The sequence below is a fragment of the Trichococcus sp. genome, from assembly GCF_049589555.1.
Classification (GTDB): Bacteria; Bacillota; Bacilli; order Lactobacillales; family Aerococcaceae; genus Trichococcus.
Map to the genome: position 1 here is coordinate 1 of NZ_JBAWAZ010000044.1, position 17,941 is coordinate 17,941.

Consider the following 17,941-nt stretch of genomic DNA (forward strand, 5'->3'; position numbering starts at 1 on the left):
CAATGAATCTTGCAGCACCGAAAGATATTAGAGAAAAATTATTATCGAAATGCTTGACAGGTTGTATAAAATTTTATATAGTTTGAAAGTCGAAAGGTTTGAACATCAAACTATTTTGACCTTCAAACAAATGTGGTTTGATTGGGCATCGAAAGGAGGAGAGCTATCTTTGGATCATTCCATAGATAAAATTAACTCATATCTCGTAGCTGTCTTCAATGAAGTGTTGGATATCGAAGAGCGTGCATTGCGTGTCAGTACATTTTCTGATCTATCCATCAAGGAGATGCATACAGTCGAGGCAATCGGCATGTATCAAGTTCATACAACTTCTGAAGTCGCAAAAAAATTGAACATAACTGCGGGAACTTTAACGGTGGCCATAAACGCTCTGGTAAAAAAGGGGTATGTCGAACGCATTCGGATGGAGAAAGACCGCAGAGTCGTAAAACTAGGATTAACCAAAAAAGGACGCTTACTGTATCGTCTTCATGATAAGTTCCATAGAGAGATGGTAAAGAATACCATTCGCGATATGGAAGATCAGGAAGTGAAAGTTTTGCTGAAAGGCCTAAACAATCTTCACGGTTTCTTATTTGGTTTAGTTCAAAATATCAAGGAACAGGGTTGATGGAATTGGGTTCAAAAATTAGCGCAACAGGTCACTATCTTCCTGAACAGATCATCACGAATGATGATCTGTCTAAAATCATGGATACGAGTGATGAGTGGATCAGCAAAAGGACAGGCATCCGCAGCCGACACATTTCGAAGGATGAGAATACTTCCGATCTGTCAAGCAAAGCGGCCCTCAGAATTTTGCAAAACGGCAACATCACTGCAGACCAACTGGACTTCATCATTGTAGCAACAATGACGCCGGATGCTCTTAGCCCATCGACCGCTTGCTTAGTGCAGGAAAAGATAGGTGCAGTAAATGCTTTCTGTTTCGACATTAATGCAGCTTGTACCGGCTTTGTCTACGCATTGTCTACCGGTCTCCATATGATGCAGAGCGGTCTATATCAATATGGGATGATCATCGGTGCTGAGACAATGTCAAAAGTCGTCAACTGGGAAGACCGTTCAACGGCTGTCCTGTTTGGGGATGGCGCTGGCGGCGTGTTGTTGGAACGAACGGAAGACGATTGCTTCGTTGCAGAAGCACTCCATTCTGATGGTGGACGCCATATGGCATTAGTGGCGAACACAATGAAAGTAGAAAACCCGTATGGAGACTCCTCTCAGGAGGATCAAGCTTTCCTTACGATGGATGGCAGAGCCATCTTCGATTTTGCAATCCGCAGTGTGCCAAGCATCATACGTGAAGTGATGGAGAAAGGAAATCTGTCTGAAGGCGATCTGAAGAAGATTTTGGCTCATCAAGCGAATGTACGCTTATTGGAGGCAATCAGCAAAAAAGTGAAAATGCCATTTTCATTGTTTGCCACAAACATTGCGGAAACGGGCAACACCTCAGCAGCAAGTATTCCGATACTGTTGGATCAGCTTGTTCAAACCAAGGAAATTCAACTCGGCACCAAAGATAAGGTGCTGATGACAGGATTTGGTGGCGGCCTCACTTGGGGAGCCATCGTAGTATCATTAAACTAAAAAAACATATTTGGAGGAATTTATTATGACATTCGAAAAAATCAAAGCAATCATCGTGGACCAATTGGACAAAGAAGAAGAAGAAGTACAATTAGCAACTAACTTCAGAGAAGACCTGGATGCTGACAGCTTGGACTTATTCCAAATCATCAATGACATCGAAGACGAATTTGACATCAAAATCGAATCAGACGAAGGCATCAACACTGTTGAAGATTTAGTTAAATACGTTGAAGCTCAATTAGCAGAATAAGCAGTAGAAGGAAAGTAGGCCTTGTATGAAATCAGAATTATGTGAATTATTAGGTATTCAATATCCCATCATTCAAGGGGCAATGGCGTGGGTAGCGGATGCTGATTTGGCAAGTGCCGTTTCTAATGCTGGTGGTCTTGGTCTTATAGGGACTGGACATGATAGTGTGGATGTAGCGAATGAAAAAATTTCGAAAATGAAAGCATTGACGAATAAGCCTTTTGGCGTAAACATCATGCTTTTGAATCCGCATGTCGATGCTATTGTTGAAGCAGTGATCGCTTCTGGCGTTAAGGTTGTCACAACCGGCGCCGGAAGTCCAGCCCGCTATATGAATCAATTCAAAGAAGCAGGCATCACAGTCATCCCGGTTGTGGCTTCCGTAGCTTTAGCGAGAAGAATGGAGAAAGACGGCGCACACGCTGTCGTTGTCGAAGGCATGGAATCCGGTGGACACATCGGAAGAACAACGACAATTGCCCTGGTTCCTCAGGTTGTCGATGCCGTTTCCATTCCTGTCATCGCTGCCGGCGGTATCGGTGATGGACGCGGAATGGCAGCTGCCTTCATGTTGGGCGCATCTGCTGTTCAAGTCGGGACCCGTTTTGTAGTTGCCAAAGAATCCAATGCCCATCAAAATTTCAAGAATGCCATCCTTAAAGCGAAAGACATCGACACAGTCATTACCGGTCAGATTACCGGACATCCTGTTCGTGTGTTGCGCAATAAATTGACCAGAGAATATCTGCAAATCGAGAAAGAAGAGACGAGCAAGGAAAATCCGGACTTCGCAAAACTTGAAGAAATGGGCAAAGGCGCTCTGAGAAGAGCGACTGTCGATGGTGATAAAGACTACGGTTCGATGATGGCCGGACAGATTGCCGGTTTGATTTCGAAGGAACAGACGTGTCACGATATCATACAAGAGTATATGACGGAATGCAAAGAAGTTATCTTAGCCCAAGCAAAATTGTGGGCTGAGTAACAAACTTATAGAGGTGAAATTATGGCAACAGCTTTTGTCTATAGTGGTCAAGGTGCGCAATACTTCGGTATGGGTCAAGAACTTTATAACGAGTATGCAATTGTGCGCACTGTTTTTGATGAAGCTTCCGCTACGCTTGGTTACGATGTTGCAGAACTATGTTTCCAAGAGAATGATAAGCTTCATTTAACTGAATATACACAACCAGCAATCTTAACGGTTAGCTACGCCCTTGATCAATTACTAGCTGAAAAGGGAATTCAGCCAGATTTTGTTGCAGGATTGAGCCTCGGAGAATATACAGCACTGGTGAAAGCCAATGCTTTTTCTTTTAATGAGGCTATTTCGCTCGTAGCGAAACGCGGCAAATACATGAGTGAAGCAGTACCGGCAGGCCGTGGCAAAATGGCCGCCGTCATGAATGCGGAACGCTCTGTGATCGAAGAATCTTGCCGGGAAGCAAGCGAGACAGCTTATGTCGCGCCTGCCAACTACAATATGCCGACGCAGATCGTCATCGGCGGGGAAATCGAAGGCGTCAATAAAGCCATCGAAATCCTTGAGTCCAAAGGCGTGAAACGCATCATCCCGTTGAACGTCAGCGGTCCTTTTCATACAGCTCTGTTGCACCCTGCAGCGGAAAAGTTGGAAGTGGCTTTGGCTGAGGTGACTGTCGATGAACCGAAGATACCGGTTGTAGGCAATACCGAAGCGACGATTGTAGCGAAAGACGCCATCAAGGGCCTTTTGGTGCGTCAGATCGAATCGCCGGTTTTATGGGAAGACAGCGTCCGCAAACTGGTTGAATTGGGTGTGGACACCTTCGTGGAAGTCGGCCCTGGGACGACTTTGAGCAAATTCATCAAAAAAATCGATAAAGAGGTCGCTGTATACAATGTGGAGGATTTGAAATCCCTCAACAAGACCCTTGAAGCATTACAAAAATAAGAAGATCAGATAAGAAAAGAGGGATAGTCTTGGATTTAAAAGGAAAGACGGTCATCGTCACTGGTAGTTCAAGAGGAATCGGGGAAGCCATCGCTGAAGCGTATGCGAAACGTGGAGCCAATATCGTTCTGAATGCACGCAAACCGATTGCTGAAGAAAAAGTTGCGCATCTGGAATCTTACGGCGTCACTGTCAAAACACTCTTAGGCGATGTCAGCGATTTTGAGACTGCCAAAGAAATTGTCAGCCAAGCCAAAGAACTTTTCGGCTCCGTTGATGTTTTGGTCAATAATGCAGGGATCACCCGCGACAAATTGATCATGCGTATGGATGAAGAAGACTTCGATGCCACTTATCAAGTGAATCTGAAGGGTACTTTCAATATGATCCGCCACGCTTTGCCGCTTATGCTGAAGCAAAGATCCGGCAGCATCATCAATATCTCAAGCGTCGTCGGTGAAACCGGAAATACAGGGCAGGCCAACTATGCTGCCAGCAAAGCCGGAATCATCGGATTGACGAAATCTGTCGCCCGTGAAGCTGCGACAAGAGGCATTACATGTAATGCCATTGCTCCAGGATTCATCGAAACGGAAATGACGGATGTTCTTTCAGAAAAGATTCAGGAACAAATGTTGACGCAAATCCCATTGAAACGATTTGGAAAAGCCGAAGAAGTGGCAAATACTGCTGTCTTCTTAAGTGAGAATACTTACATCACCGGCCAGACCATCAGTGTCAATGGCGGCATGTACATGTAAGTCAGGAGGATAAATATGAATCGCGTTGTTATTACAGGTATGGGTGCTATCACACCTTTAGGAAATACAGTCACTGAATATTGGGACGGCATCAAAAACGGTAAAAACGGTATTACTGCCATCACTAAATTTGACGCATCCGAAACGGGCGTTTCTGTCGCAGGCGAAGTGAAAGACTTCGAGGCGACTTTGTACATGGACCGTAAAGAATACAAGCGTATGGATTTGTTCTCGCAATATGCGGTAGCAGCCTCTGCTCAAGCCGTGGAACAAAGCGGCATCGACATGGAAAAAATCGATGCGGATCGCTTTGGCGTTACCATCGGCTCAGGTGTCGGCGGTTTCATCACTATGGAATCCGGCATCATCAAAATGCATGAAAAAGGACCGAAACGCGTACCGCCTATGTTCGTACCGATGGCGATCGGAAACATGGCGGCAGGAAATACTGCCATCAAATTCGGCGCTAAAGGACCGAGCATGGACATCGTTACTGCTTGTGCTTCTGCGACAAACTCAATCGGAGAAGCTTTCCGCAGCATCAAGCATGGTTACGCAGACCTGATGCTTGCAGGCGGAGCAGAAGCAACGGTATGCGAAATCGGCATCGCTGGTTTTGCGGCATTGACTGCTTTGTCCACAAGCACTGATCCGGATCGCGCTTCCATTCCTTTCGACAAAGAAAGAAATGGTTTTGTCATGGGTGAAGGTGCCGGCATCTTGATGCTTGAAAATCTTGATCACGCATTGGAACGCGGCGCAAACATCCTGGCTGAAGTTGTCGGATACGGCGTCACTTGTGATGCTTACCATATGACGGCTCCATCTGCTGATGGAAGCGGAGCTGGCAAAGCGATGCTTCAAGCAATGAAAGAAGCAGGCATCACTCCGGCGCAAGTCGATTACATCAACGCTCACGGAACAAGCACAGCAGCAAACGACTCCGGCGAAACTGCTGCGATCAAGTACGCATTCGGCGAAGAGGCGCACAACGTCGCTATCTCAAGCACAAAGAGCATGACCGGCCATCTATTGGGCGCTGCCGGCGGTATCGAAGCTGTTGTCTGCGTAAAAGCCATTCAAGATGACTTCATGCCGCCAACAATCGGGTTCCAAGTGGCTGATGAAGGTTGCGATTTGGACTACATCCCGAATGTCGGTCGTGAAAAAGAAGTCACTTACACATTGAGCAACTCTTTGGGCTTCGGCGGCCACAATGCCGTACTATGTTTCAAAAAATGGGAGGCTTAATACGTGAATATTGAAGATGTAAAAAGCCTTATTTCCTTGATCGATGAATCAACCTTGACTGAATTGCATTATCAGACAGGCGATTTTCAACTTTTGTTGTCCAAGAACAAGTTGGTTCAATCGAACCAGCAATCAAACGACAGCGTTCCGGCAGCAGCTCCAACTCCAACAGTGACTGCTCCGGTCCAAAACATCAAAGAAGCCGTTTCTGAAGCGACTGCGAAAAAAGAAGGACAGATCATTACTTCTCCGATTGTCGGTGTTGTTTACCTAGCACCGACTCCGGATGCGAAACCGTATGCCACTAAAGGCCAGAATATCGCTAAAGGCGACGTTGTCTGCTTGGTGGAAGCAATGAAACTTATGAATGAAATCAAAAGCGAATTCGATGGGGAAATCGTTGAAGTGTTGGTTGAAAATGAACAAATCGTTGAATACAACCAACCGTTGTTCCGCATCGTCTAATAAAAGGAGACTAATAAAATGAGTTTATTAAGTGCACAAGAAGTAATGGATATCATCCCAAACCGCTACCCGATTTTCTTCATCGACAAAGTTGAAGAATTGACACCAGGCGAACACATCGTCTGCTACAAAAACGTAACAATCAACGAACCTTTCTTCCAAGGACATTTCCCAGGCGAACCAGTAATGCCAGGCGTATTGATCGTTGAAGCGTTGGCGCAAGCTGGTTCTATTCCTTTGTTGACATTACCTGATTTCAAGGGACAAACAGCTTACTTAGGCGGATTGAATAAAGTCAAATTCCGTCAAAAAGTTGTTCCTGGCGATGTTGTTCGCCTTCAAGTTGATATCATCAAATTGAAAAAATTTGCAGGTATCGGTTATGGACAAGCTTTTGTCGGGGACAAAAAAGTTTGTGAAGTTGAAATGACATTCATCATTGGTAGATAATATGTTTACGAAGGTATTGATCGCAAACAGAGGAGAAATTGCTGTCAGGATCATTCGTGCTTGTCATGAGTTGGGAATCCAGACGGTAGCGGTCTATTCTGAAGCTGACCGCGAAGCGTTGCATACACAACTGGCTACACAGGCTATTTGTATCGGTCCTGCAAAAGCGAGCGATTCCTATTTGAATATGACAAGCATTTTGAGTGCGGCAGTCGTCACGGGAGCCCAAGCCATCCATCCAGGCTTCGGTTTCCTCTCGGAAAACAGTGCATTCGCCACAATGTGTGAAGAAATGAATATCCGATTCATCGGACCTTCTTCCACCATCATCGACCTGATGGGCAACAAAGCAAACGCCCGCAAAACGATGATCGCAGCAGGCGTGCCTGTGACTCCGGGAAGCGAAGGCTACATCTCTTCTTACGAAGAGGCAGTGGCGCAAGCAGAGAAAATTGGTTATCCGGTCATCCTGAAAGCTGCCGCTGGCGGCGGCGGTAAAGGGATGCGGAAAGTCTACCAAGAAAATGGTTTGGAGGCAGCTTTCAGCCAAGCGAAAGCGGAAGCTAAGGCTGCCTTCGGGGATGACCGCATGTATCTTGAAAAGATCATCACACCGGCTCGTCATATCGAAGTGCAGATTTTAGGGGATTCATTCGGGAATGTTGTCCATCTGGGCGAACGCGATTGCTCCCTTCAACGCAATCATCAGAAAGTGTTGGAAGAGAGTCCGTCCACGTTCATCACCGAAGCGACCCGCAAAGCAATGGGGGAAGTCGCCATCCGAGCGGCCAAACATGTCGGCTACACGAATGCAGGTACGATCGAGTTCCTCGTTGATACGGAACAACGTTTCTATTTCATGGAAATGAACACGCGTATCCAAGTGGAGCATCCGGTAACTGAAATGGCGACTGGCATCGATATCGTCAAAGAACAATTGCGCATCGCGAGCGGTGAGCCGTTGTCCTTTACGCAAGATGAGGTTGTCATCACCGGTCATACGATCGAGTGCCGTATCAACGCTGAAAATCCGGCTTTGGGCTTCCGCCCTTCATCCGGGAAAATCGACTACCTGTTCCTGCCCAGCGGCGGGAATGGACTGCGCGTAGAAAGCGCCATGTACGGCGGATATATGATCCCGCCATTCTATGACTCGATGATCGCCAAAATCATCACAAAAGGCGACGACAGAAGTGAAGCAATCGCCAAAATGAGGCGTGCGCTGCAGGAACTGGTCATCGAGGGAGTCGACACGAACCAATTCTTCCAGGAAGATATTCTGCAGGATCCTAATTTCATTTCCGGAGATTACGATACGGAATATCTTCAGAACGTGTTCCTGAAAACTTGGGCACCTGAAGAAGAGGAAAGTGTATAAATCAATTAGTCAAGAAGTCACACTAGAGGTGAGGAAATGAAATTATTTCGTAAGCGTCCTTACATTCCGATAGCTCAAGTTCCCGCTTCAAAAGCAGACGATCAGAAACCGATCGTTCCTGAAGGCTTATGGGAAAAATGCCCGAATTGTCACAAGACGATCTACAGCAAGGATTTAGGGAAAGATAAAGTATGCCCGCATTGTGCCTATAATTTCAGGATTTCGGCCTATGAACGCATTTCCCATATCGTTGATGGAGGTTCTTTTGATGAATGGAACGCACTTATGCCTGAAGAAAATCCATTGGCTTTTCCGGGGTATGAGAACAAATTGAAGATTGCCAAAGACAAAACGGGACTTGACGAGGCGGTTGTAACCGGCGCGGCATTCATCAATAAGCATAAAGTTGCTTTGTGTGTGATGGATTCGAACTTTATCATGGCAAGCATGGGGAAAGTGGTCGGCGAAAAGCTGACGCTCGCGTTTGAACGCGCAACGTCAGAAAAGCTCCCGATCATTGTCTTCACGGCTTCGGGCGGCGCCAGAATGCAAGAGGGCATCATGTCCTTGATGCAGATGGCGAAAGTCAGCGTTGCAGTCTCCAATCACAGTAAAGCAGGATTGTTGTACATCACAGTCCTGACCGATCCGACGACTGGGGGCGTAACGGCCAGCTTTGCGATGCAAGGGGATATCATCCTTGCGGAAACTGGCGCAACTGTCGGTTTCGCCGGCAAACGCGTCATCGAACAGACAATCAAAGCGAAATTGCCTGAAGGATTCCAGACAGCTGAAAAGGTGCTGGAAAACGGCTTTATCGACAAGATTGTAGCCAGAAAAGATTTAAAGAGAGCATTGCAACATCTTTTGTTATTGCATGCTCCTGCAGAAAAGGCGGGTGAAGTGCAGTGAAGGATGTCAAAGAAATTATCACCGCTGCCAGAAGCATCTCCCGTCTGACGGCGACAGAAATGATTCATGCCATCTGCGATGGTTTTGTTGAATTCCACGGCGATCGAAAGTTCGGGGACGACCCGGCTATCGTTGGCGGGATCGCATTGCTTGATGACATGCCGGTAACAGTCATCGGAACGCAAAAAGGCCATGATGTGACTGAAAATGTCTATCGTAATTTCGGATCACCGCATCCGGAGGGCTATCGTAAAGCGATCCGTTTGATGAAACAGGCGGAAAAATTCAATCGTCCAATCGTTACTTTCATCAATACTTCAGGTGCTTTTTGCGACGTCGACTCTGAGGACCGAGGCATCGGTGAAGCAATCGCTGAGTCGCTTTTGGTGATGAGTCAACTGACGGTTCCTTTCATCGCTATCTTCATCGGTGAGGGAGGCAGCGGCGGTGCCTTGGCGCTGGCGATGGGCAACGAGGTGTGGATGTTGGAGAATACCATGTATTCTGTTCTGTCACCGGAAGGCTTTGCATCCATTTTATGGAAAGATTCCTCACGATCCGATGAAGCAGCCAAAGTAATGAAGTTGACGCCGGATGATCTTTTTGCATTGGACGTCATCGACAAAATCGTTATGGAAACCCGCAGGAAAGTGGCCCGCAAATCGGATGATGTCATGCTTGAACTGAAGCGGGAGTTAAGTGCCAAGCTGAAAGAGCTGAAGCAACTGACTCCAGCGGAATTGGTCGAGCAACGCCAGAAACGATTCCGGAACTATTGATTAAAGAACAGTAATGGACCGCCCGCACAGCCTCGGTTGTGCGGGCGGTTTTTTTAGCGTTCGCTTTTGTGTTATAATTGCCTAACAGGAAAATCAGTTGAGATTGGGGTGATGGAAATGGGAGAAAAGATTGTTTTTCCATTAAATTACGAAGGGTACTTGAAAAAGGGACTGTTGGCATTTGAAGAGGGAAATCTGCAGTTGGCGGAAGAATGGATCGGCAAGGCTGTAGCCATCAAGAAGGCGGACGATATCCTCCCGCTGTATCTCATGTTGCTGCAGGAGACCGATCAAGCAGAGAAGAGTCTGGAAATGATAACCGAAATGCGACCGGATATTGCTTCCGCCATTTCGGTGGATGACATCGATTTCCTTTACTTGAAAGGCTTGCTGCATTCCGGATCATTCGACATGGCCCGCGAGCAAATCGAAGCCCGCAAAAATACTTTCGGTCTGTCGATGGAGCACCAATTCGCTTTGGAGCAATTGGAGGCCGAAGTCGAAAAAGTTGAACTGAAGAATTTGGAGAAGAAGCTGAAAAAAAGTTCGGAAATCCTCCAGGCCGAAAAAACCATCGATACGCAACCGTTCCACAAACAACAAGTCTACGCGCAACAATTGAAGGAATTGGAGGATGACCAATTCGGCAAGATAGCGCAACGCCTGCTCATGAACAACAATCTCCACCGAATGCTCAAGACTGAGATTATCCATCAATTTCTTGCGCGCGGGCTCCATCCGACGGTGACTGTCAGGTTGGACGGGACCGAAGAAAAATTGAATCTGGCTGGATTGGTCCCGTTGATCGAATCGAAAACGTACAAAGAAGGAATGGTGTATATCCGGGAAGAAATCGCCAATAAAAATCCAACTATGGCGGATGCCATGGAGAATGCCTTCTTCATGCAATTATCCCTCCTTTATCCGTTCGAAGACAGGACGATCCTATCCGTGACGGAATGGTTGGAGGTGCTCTACCGCATTTACAACGGAACCGGATCGACGGGCGAGCCAAGCGAAAAGAGCATCCGCGATGAAATCGAACAATTGGAAAATAAGCTGGCCGATTTTTTTGGTTATTTCGAATAAGGCTATCAGAATAATTGACTCGATTGGGTTTCCTCTCTATAATGAGGGTAACCCTTCTTTGTGAAAGCAGTTCCAAAGAAATGAGTGTTGAAGGAGGATGTACAATGGAATTTGGCAAAGTAAAGTGGTTCAATAATGATAAAGGGTATGGTTTTATTGAACTCGATCAACAGGATGACGACATTTTCGTACATTTTACCGGTATAGCTGGAGAAGGCTTCAAAAGACTTGAAGAAGGGCAACGCGTTCAGTTCGATATTGCTGAAGGTGTAAGGGGACCACAGGCCACTAATGTGATGGTCTTGGCAGAATCATAAAAAAGTACATTAGATCGCAAAGGTGAAGGGAATCCGTTCGGGATTTTCTTTCACCTTTGTTTTTTAGGATGTGGAACAGGTGATAAAATTATTTGTGGATGGGGCGGCCACCGGAAAAGAAGGGTATGCCGCCATCGGTGTTCTGATCGTTGAGGACGGCGTACAGGAGCAGATTGGTCTGCCTTTAGAGGCCAGAATGGATAATCATCGGGCCGAATTCGAAGCGCTCCTGTATGGATTGCGTCATCTGAAAGCACACAATAAGCAGGACCAACTCGTTTTTTGTTACACTGACAGTAAACTTGTTGCCGAGTCGATCAGGAAAAAGTATACGAAAAAAGCGGAACATAAGCTTTTGCTGGAAGAGGCATTGCGGGAGTTGGCTGTGTTCACCAATTTTTACTTGGAATGGATTCCGGAAAAGGAAAACAAAGGAGCCGATAATCTCGCCAAAAAAGCGCTCTATCAGCTCACCAAAAAGAAAAAATGAGTCTGAATTGGCTGTCTTCCAGAATCCAAAAAAAGCAATTTTCATAACTCAATAAAGGCTCACTCCGTTCTTATTTGAAACGGGGATGGCTTTTTTGTTAGCCTCCAGTCGCTTTTTAGTGTATACGAGTCATAGATTATGCTTGACTTGGAGTTCACTTCAAGGAGTATACTATCAGCAACATAGTAAATTTCTATGACATCAAATTGAAGAAGGAGGGAATTATTGATGGATTATGTGAAATTCGGCAATACAGGAATGGATGTTTCACGGATTTGTTTGGGAGCCATGGGATTCGGCGATCCGAATAGCGGCTTCCATAATTGGGTGCTGGAAGAAGAAGAGAGCAGAAAAGTCATAAAAAGTGCGTTGGATTTGGGGATCAATTTCTTTGATACGGCAAACATCTACTCATACGGAGCCAGTGAAAGCATACTCGGGAAAGCCTTGAACGATTACGCCAACCGGGATGAGATCGTGGTGGCGACGAAAGTACATCAGCAGATGCGCCATGCACCGAACGGAGGGGGCCTTTCCCGCAAAGCAATCCTGACTGAAATCGATCACAGTCTGGAAAGGTTGGGCATGGACTATGTGGACCTTTACATCATCCACCGTTGGGACTACAACACACCAATCGAGGAAACGATGGAAGCGTTGCATGATGTAGTGAAATCCGGCAAAGCCCGCTATATCGGCGCATCAGCCATGTTCGCGTGGCAATTCGCCAAAGCGCAATCTGTTGCCGAAAAAAACGGCCTGACAAAGTTTGTTTCGATGCAGAATCACCTGAATCTCTTGTACCGGGAGGAAGAGCGGGAAATGCTGCCGTTGTGCACGGATCAAAAGATTGCCGTAACGCCATACAGCCCGCTGGCTTCAGGGAGACTCACCCGTGATTGGTCGGCCACTACGAAACGCTTCGAAATGGATCAGGTGGCGAAGCATAAATATGATACGACCGAAGCACAGGACCGCGTCATCGTGGAACGGGTTGCAGCGATTGCCGAAAAATATGGCGTCGAGAGGGTTCAGGTTGCTTTGTCTTGGCTGCTGCAGAAGGATCAAGTCGTTGCGCCGATCATCGGAGCCACCAAGGAAAGCCATCTGACCAGTGCTATTTCGGCTCTCGACTTCAAGCTTTCTGCGGAGGACATTCTGTCTCTGGAAGAACCATACATCCCTCATCACATAATGGGGCACAACTAAAAAGATTCGAGTTTGAAAATATAAATAAGCCCGAAAGGATTCCTGCAGCCAGGAGATCCATTCGGGCTTTCTTTTTCGTATCCTGATGAGTGTGCTAATCAGTGTTGCCTTAGTTCAGGCCATAGGGATTATTCCTTATAGTCCGTTGAGGCGGCCAATTCTGTTTGCATCCGGAAATCGGCTAAGCGGTTCTCAAGCGTAGCAATGGTGCTGGCCAGCGCTTGCGAGCCGAGGACCATGCGAAGCGGGGCGGGTGTGATATCCACGCTTTCGATGATTCGTTTTGCCATTTCCGCAGGATTTCCGGGTGCCAGTACTTTTGTTGAATCAAGCATCGCAAGAAAGCTGTGCGCCGGGTTGCCATCGTACTCAGGCATCAGTTCAGCGACTTGCGCGCTGCCGTAGCGGAATTCAGTTCGCGCGCCGCCAGGCTCAACGATGGTCACGCCGATATTGAAGGGTGCCATTTCCTGTGCGACGGATTCGCAGAAGCCTTCGATCCCGAATTTCGTGGCATGGTACATGGAATTGCCCGGGAAAGCGACTTGTCCGCCATAGGAAGATATTTGGATGATACGGCCATGACCTTGTTTGCGTAAGAACGGAAGGGCGGAGCGGATCATCTGGATGGATCCGGTCAAATTGGTTGCGATGATGAGATCCACTTGCTCATCGCTCAACTCTTCAGCCGCGCCGAACAGCCCGTAGCCCGCATTATTGATGATGACATCGATTTCTCCGTGTTTTTCAAAAGATTCCTTCACTACCTGATGGACCGCTGGGGTATCGGTCACATCAAGGATCTGATAATCGAACAGCGTTGGGTACTCCGCAATCAAATCGGAAATTTTAGCTTTATTGCGCACCGTTCCGATCACCGTATCGCCTTTATCCAACAACTGCCTGGTCAGCTCGTAACCAAAACCACTGCTCACCCCTGTAATCAACCATGTTTTGCTCATCATTTTTGCCTCCATTTCATTTCTATTCTGACTATAGCTCTTGGAGTGGACTCCAAGTCAAGCGCTTTGTTTATGAAATTTGGACTGGGCTTCATTTGCTTTGTTTGATTTTATTATACCGTTACGGTTCTGTATTGACCATTTAAAGGCTGGATTCATTGCCGAGAAAAAAAGATGACCGTTCATGGTTGACTTGGAGTGAACTCCAAGTGTTACCATGATCGTATCAAATAGAAATATGAGGTGGATATGATGACAAAAATAGTGATTATCGGCGCAACCGGTTCAGTCGGTCGCGTAGCAAGACAACTTTTCCTTGAAAAAACAAATGATGAACTGACCCTTTTTTCGCGACGGCCGGATAGACTCAAGCCAATTGATTCAACGAGAGAGGTTGCCGTTTCGGGCGATGTGATGAACGCATCCGACCTGGACAAGGCCATCTCTGGCCAGGATGTCGTGTTTGCTTCTTTGACAGGAAACTTAGGGAAAATGGCCAAGGCGATTGTCGAATCCATGAAACGCGTAGGGGTCAACCGTTTGATTTTTATCACTTCGATGGGTATCTATAACGAAATCCCGGCTTCAGTCGGCTCGTCCGGCAACCTGCGCTCCAATCCGGTTTTGCAGACATACCGTGAAGCGGCGGACGTCATTGAAGCATCCAATCTGGATTATACGATCATCCGTCCGGGCTGGTTCGACAGCAGCAACGATACCGATTATGACATTACCGTCAAGGGCGAGCCATTCGGCGGACATGACGTATCCAGAAAAAGCATCGCGGATCTTGTTGTTCGTCTTGCTGCCGATTCGACCCTTTATGTCCGTGAAAGTGTCGGCATCAATCGTCCGGAATGATCAATTAGATCCATCATGCCACCATTGAGAGGATGACAAATAATGAAGTATACATCAGTTGGCAGAACCGGCATCAAAGTTTCTGAATTGTGTTTCGGTGCAATGTCTTTTGGCGGCGATGCGGATGAGGAAATGTCAAAAGCATTGTACAACCGCTGTCTTGAGGCTGGAATCAATTTTTTTGATACAGCTGATATGTATTCGTACGGCCGATCCGAAGAAATTCTCGGAAAATTGATGAAGGGTCAGCGGGAGGAGCTAGTGATCACGAGCAAAGTCTTCTTCCCGACTTCAAAAACACCGAATGCCAATGATCGCGGTCTTTCCCGTAAACATATCCTGAAAAGCATCGATGCCAGTCTGAAACGCTTGGATACAGACTACATAGATTTCTATATCCTGCATTACTTCGACCCGACTACAGATATCGAATTGACTTTGCGTACTTTGGATGACCTGCAAAAACAGGGGAAGATCCTTTATTCCGGCGTCAGCAATTGGGCAGCGTGGCAGATCATGGATGCGCTTGGCATTTCGGAAAGGGAGTTGCTCAGCCGCTTCGAGATTATGGAGCCTTTGTATAATCTGGCGAAACGACAATCCGAAGTGGAATTGCTGCCTTTGGCTGAAGCCAAGAACATCGGGGTCATTCCCTATAGTCCGCTTGGCGCAGGCTTGCTGACGGGGAAATACGGATCAGCTAAACAACCGGATTCCGGCCGTCTCGTCGAGAGCGAACTGAATCGTTTGCGTTATCAAAATGACCTGGAACTTGCGGATCGCTTTGCGGCCTTCGCCAAAAAATTGGGTGTCAGTCCGGTAACGTTGGCGGTGGCATGGGCAAAAAGCCATCCAGCCGTGACCGCCCCGATCATCGGCGCCCGGAATCTGGCCCAATTGGAGGATTCTCTGGCGGCAGCCGATTTTGAGATGACGCCCGATTTGCGGGCAGAAATCAGTTCGCTTGCCCTTGCCCCGGAACCGGCAACAGGGCGTTCAGAAGAAAAAACGCTCGGTCAGTTCGGAGTATGGCAAAAATAAACACAGTTGATGCGTGCATCGCTGGGTAAAGATCCACAAAAAACAAATAATTGAATGGGTAAGGAGTTTTAAAAATATGTGCAACAATTGTCAAACAAAGGTTTTAAGAGCATTGAATTCGGATTATTCTTCATTTGAACGCGGTTATATTGAAAGACGGGAATTGCAGGCAAACGATGTTGCGATCGACATAAAATATTGCGGCATCTGCCACTCGGATATCCACCAAGTAGATAATGATTTCGGCAATGCCGTCTATCCGATGGTGCCCGGACATGAGATTTCCGGAGTCGTATCTTCAGTGGGAAACGCAGTTACGAAGTTCAAAGTCGGAGATAAGGTCGGTATCGGCTGCTTCGTCGATTCGTGCGGAGAATGCGAATACTGCCTGCGCGGAGACGAACAATTCTGTACAAAAGGCGTTGTCGTTGTATTCAATTCAACCGACTATGAAGGCAACAACACGTATGGCGGCTATGCCAGCAATATCGTTGTGAAGGAAAACTTTGTCATCGGTATTCCCGATGCCTTGGATATGGCAGCGGCGAGCCCGTTATTATGTGCTGGCATCACAACTTATTCCCCGATGAAAAAATGGAACGTCGGCCCCGGGAAAAAAGTCGGAATCATCGGTATGGGCGGTCTAGGTCACATCGCCGTCCAATTTGCACATAAAATGGGTGCGGAAGTCACGGTCTTAGGGCACTCGCAAAGCAAGCAAGAGGAAGCCGCACAATTCGGTGCCGATGCTTATTACCTGACATCCGATCCTGAAACGTTCACTGCGTTATCAGGACAGTTCGACTTTATTCTGAACACAGTGGCCGTGAGTCTGGATGTCAATGCTTACGTCCGTCTGTTGAAGGTTGATGGCGTCATGGTTTACGTTGGGCTCGCCACAGAACCTCAAGAATTCTATGTGGGCAGTCTGTTCGGCAACCAGGCTACCATCACAGCATCGAATGTCGGCGGGATTGCAATGACGCAGGAAATGATCAATTTTGCAGCTGAGAATGAAGTTCTGCCCAAAATCGAAATCATCAGCGCAGACCGAATCGAGGAAGCGTATGAGCGCATTTTGAACAGCGACGTCCGTTACCGGTTCGTCATCGATATGGCGACTTTATAAAAGGTCAGTCAATCTAATGCTGATAATTTTGATTGAATAAACAAAGTTCTCAGAAAACACTTGCCTTCATGTGGACTTTAAGTGTTACCCTTGGTTTATGCAAGCGCAAGTGACTCTCAAGAAAAGGTGGAGAAATAAATGAAAGCAAACATAATGTACTCAGCCGGCGACGTGCGCGTGGAAGAAATGCCAGTACCTGAAATACAGAAACCAACGGATGTGATCCTGAAAGTAGTGGCTGCCTGCATCTGCGGCAGTGACTTGCATCCATACCACAAAATGCATGCGCATGAGCACGGTGAAGGCGAAGCGATGGGGCATGAAGTACTCGGCAGAATCGACGTAATGGGTTCTGAAGTTTCTGGATTCAAAAAAGGCGATTTGGTCGTTGTTCCTTTCGCATACGGCGACAACACTTGTCCGTTTTGTAAAGAAGGCTTGATGACTTCCTGCGTGAACGGCGGCTTCATGACCGGTTGCCAAGCGGAATACGTTCGGGTGCCTCAAGCGCAAGGCAGCATGTTTAAATTACCCGACGATATTGACGAAAATTCGCCTCTGTTGCCTTCATTGTTGACTTTGTCCGATGTATACGGAACCGGTTATCATGCGGCCGTCATGGGCGGCGTCAACGAGAATACGACGGTGACGGTCATCGGAGACGGTGCTGTAGGCCTGCTGGCAGTCCTTTCGGCGAAGAAACTCGGTGCCAAGAAGATCATTCTAATGGGCCGCCACAAAGATCGTACCGATCTTGGGATTGACTTCGGCGCAACGGATGTCATCGCTGAACGAGGCGAAGAGGGGATCGCGAAGGTCAAGGAATTGACTAACGGGGAAGGCACGCACGTCGTACTCGAATGCGTCGGCCTGATGCCCGCTTACGAGATGAGCCTAGGTGCTGTCCGTGCCGGCGGAGTCATCAGCCGTGTCGGTGTTCCCCAGTATGTCGAAGCACCAGTCGGCTTTGCAAGTCTTTTCGGCCGCAACATCACGCTTACCGGAGGACCGGCACCAACACGTGCCTACATGGAAGAGCTTTTACCC

At 47.3% G+C, this 17,941-nt stretch carries 21 protein-coding genes; 20 read left to right on the forward strand and 1 reads right to left on the reverse strand.

Annotation, left to right across the window (positions count from 1 at the left end):
• Positions 1-169: 169 nt before the first annotated feature.
• From WBV27_RS02215 to WBV27_RS02290, 16 genes are all read left to right on the forward strand, one after another.
• A complete protein-coding gene (locus tag WBV27_RS02215; protein ID WP_424199024.1) occupies positions 170-631 on the forward strand; it encodes a MarR family winged helix-turn-helix transcriptional regulator in 462 nt (153 codons plus the stop codon).
• Complete coding sequence (locus WBV27_RS02220; protein ID WP_424199026.1) at positions 631-1,614, forward strand: beta-ketoacyl-ACP synthase III; 984 nt, start codon at positions 631-633, stop codon at positions 1,612-1,614. The genes WBV27_RS02215 and WBV27_RS02220 overlap by 1 nt, the downstream gene beginning before the upstream one ends.
• 25 nt (positions 1,615-1,639) lie before the next feature.
• The gene (locus WBV27_RS02225) at positions 1,640-1,867 is read left to right on the forward strand and encodes an acyl carrier protein (protein ID WP_086627800.1); all 228 of its coding nucleotides are present in this window, start codon (positions 1,640-1,642) and stop codon (positions 1,865-1,867) included.
• A gap of 25 nt (positions 1,868-1,892) precedes the next feature.
• Positions 1,893-2,852, forward strand: a complete 960-nt coding sequence (gene fabK, locus WBV27_RS02230) for an enoyl-[acyl-carrier-protein] reductase FabK (protein WP_424199028.1) — start codon at positions 1,893-1,895, stop codon at positions 2,850-2,852.
• A gap of 21 nt (positions 2,853-2,873) precedes the next feature.
• Positions 2,874-3,800, forward strand: a complete 927-nt coding sequence (gene fabD / locus WBV27_RS02235) for an ACP S-malonyltransferase (RefSeq protein WP_424199030.1) — start codon at positions 2,874-2,876, stop codon at positions 3,798-3,800.
• Between the two features lie 29 nt (positions 3,801-3,829).
• A complete protein-coding gene (gene fabG, locus WBV27_RS02240) occupies positions 3,830-4,561 on the forward strand; it encodes a 3-oxoacyl-[acyl-carrier-protein] reductase (protein WP_424199032.1) in 732 nt (243 codons plus the stop codon).
• Between the two features lie 15 nt (positions 4,562-4,576).
• Complete coding sequence (gene fabF / locus WBV27_RS02245) at positions 4,577-5,812, forward strand: beta-ketoacyl-ACP synthase II (protein WP_319995782.1); 1,236 nt, start codon at positions 4,577-4,579, stop codon at positions 5,810-5,812.
• 3 nt (positions 5,813-5,815) lie between these two features.
• The gene (gene accB / locus WBV27_RS02250) at positions 5,816-6,277 is read left to right on the forward strand and encodes an acetyl-CoA carboxylase biotin carboxyl carrier protein (RefSeq protein WP_086627807.1); all 462 of its coding nucleotides are present in this window, start codon (positions 5,816-5,818) and stop codon (positions 6,275-6,277) included.
• An 18-nt stretch (positions 6,278-6,295) separates the two neighbouring features.
• Positions 6,296-6,727 (forward strand): 3-hydroxyacyl-ACP dehydratase FabZ, encoded by a 432-nt coding sequence (gene fabZ / locus WBV27_RS02255; RefSeq protein WP_086627809.1) that lies wholly within the window; start codon positions 6,296-6,298, stop codon positions 6,725-6,727.
• A 1-nt stretch (position 6,728) separates the two neighbouring features.
• Complete coding sequence (locus WBV27_RS02260; protein ID WP_424199035.1) at positions 6,729-8,105, forward strand: acetyl-CoA carboxylase biotin carboxylase subunit; 1,377 nt, start codon at positions 6,729-6,731, stop codon at positions 8,103-8,105.
• Between the two features lie 36 nt (positions 8,106-8,141).
• Positions 8,142-9,017 carry an acetyl-CoA carboxylase, carboxyltransferase subunit beta gene (gene accD / locus WBV27_RS02265; protein WP_424199037.1) on the forward strand — a complete coding sequence of 292 codons (876 nt, stop codon included), beginning with the start codon at positions 8,142-8,144 and terminating at the stop codon, positions 9,015-9,017.
• A complete protein-coding gene (gene accA, locus WBV27_RS02270) occupies positions 9,014-9,796 on the forward strand; it encodes an acetyl-CoA carboxylase carboxyl transferase subunit alpha (RefSeq protein ID WP_424199039.1) in 783 nt (260 codons plus the stop codon). Before accD ends, accA begins: the two co-directional genes overlap by 4 nt.
• A gap of 117 nt (positions 9,797-9,913) precedes the next feature.
• Positions 9,914-10,885 (forward strand): hypothetical protein, encoded by a 972-nt coding sequence (locus WBV27_RS02275; RefSeq protein WP_424199041.1) that lies wholly within the window; start codon positions 9,914-9,916, stop codon positions 10,883-10,885.
• A gap of 104 nt (positions 10,886-10,989) precedes the next feature.
• The gene (locus WBV27_RS02280; protein ID WP_321380843.1) at positions 10,990-11,202 is read left to right on the forward strand and encodes a cold shock domain-containing protein; all 213 of its coding nucleotides are present in this window, start codon (positions 10,990-10,992) and stop codon (positions 11,200-11,202) included.
• Positions 11,203-11,281: 79 nt separating this feature from the next.
• Positions 11,282-11,692 (forward strand): ribonuclease HI family protein, encoded by a 411-nt coding sequence (locus WBV27_RS02285; protein WP_424199044.1) that lies wholly within the window; start codon positions 11,282-11,284, stop codon positions 11,690-11,692.
• 228 nt (positions 11,693-11,920) lie between these two features.
• Positions 11,921-12,901 carry an aldo/keto reductase gene (locus WBV27_RS02290; RefSeq protein ID WP_424199046.1) on the forward strand — a complete coding sequence of 327 codons (981 nt, stop codon included), beginning with the start codon at positions 11,921-11,923 and terminating at the stop codon, positions 12,899-12,901.
• 128 nt (positions 12,902-13,029) lie between these two features.
• Here WBV27_RS02290 and WBV27_RS02295 read toward each other — a convergent pair whose 3' ends face one another.
• A complete protein-coding gene (locus WBV27_RS02295; protein ID WP_424199048.1) occupies positions 13,030-13,863 on the reverse strand; it encodes an SDR family oxidoreductase in 834 nt (277 codons plus the stop codon).
• Positions 13,864-14,115: 252 nt separating this feature from the next.
• On the opposite strand from WBV27_RS02295, the gene WBV27_RS02300 reads away from it, so the two are divergent.
• From WBV27_RS02300 to WBV27_RS02315, 4 genes are all read left to right on the forward strand, one after another.
• A complete protein-coding gene (locus tag WBV27_RS02300) occupies positions 14,116-14,724 on the forward strand; it encodes an NAD(P)H-binding protein (protein WP_424199050.1) in 609 nt (202 codons plus the stop codon).
• Between the two features lie 42 nt (positions 14,725-14,766).
• On the forward strand, positions 14,767-15,765 hold the full coding sequence (locus WBV27_RS02305; RefSeq protein ID WP_424199052.1) for an aldo/keto reductase: 999 nt from the start codon (positions 14,767-14,769) through the stop codon (positions 15,763-15,765).
• Positions 15,766-15,841: 76 nt separating this feature from the next.
• Positions 15,842-16,894, forward strand: coding sequence for an NAD(P)-dependent alcohol dehydrogenase (locus WBV27_RS02310; protein WP_424199054.1), 1,053 nt, complete (start codon positions 15,842-15,844; stop codon positions 16,892-16,894).
• A gap of 138 nt (positions 16,895-17,032) precedes the next feature.
• Positions 17,033-17,941 (forward strand): zinc-binding dehydrogenase (locus WBV27_RS02315; protein ID WP_424199056.1); only part of this gene is annotated, 909 nt, incomplete at its 3' end.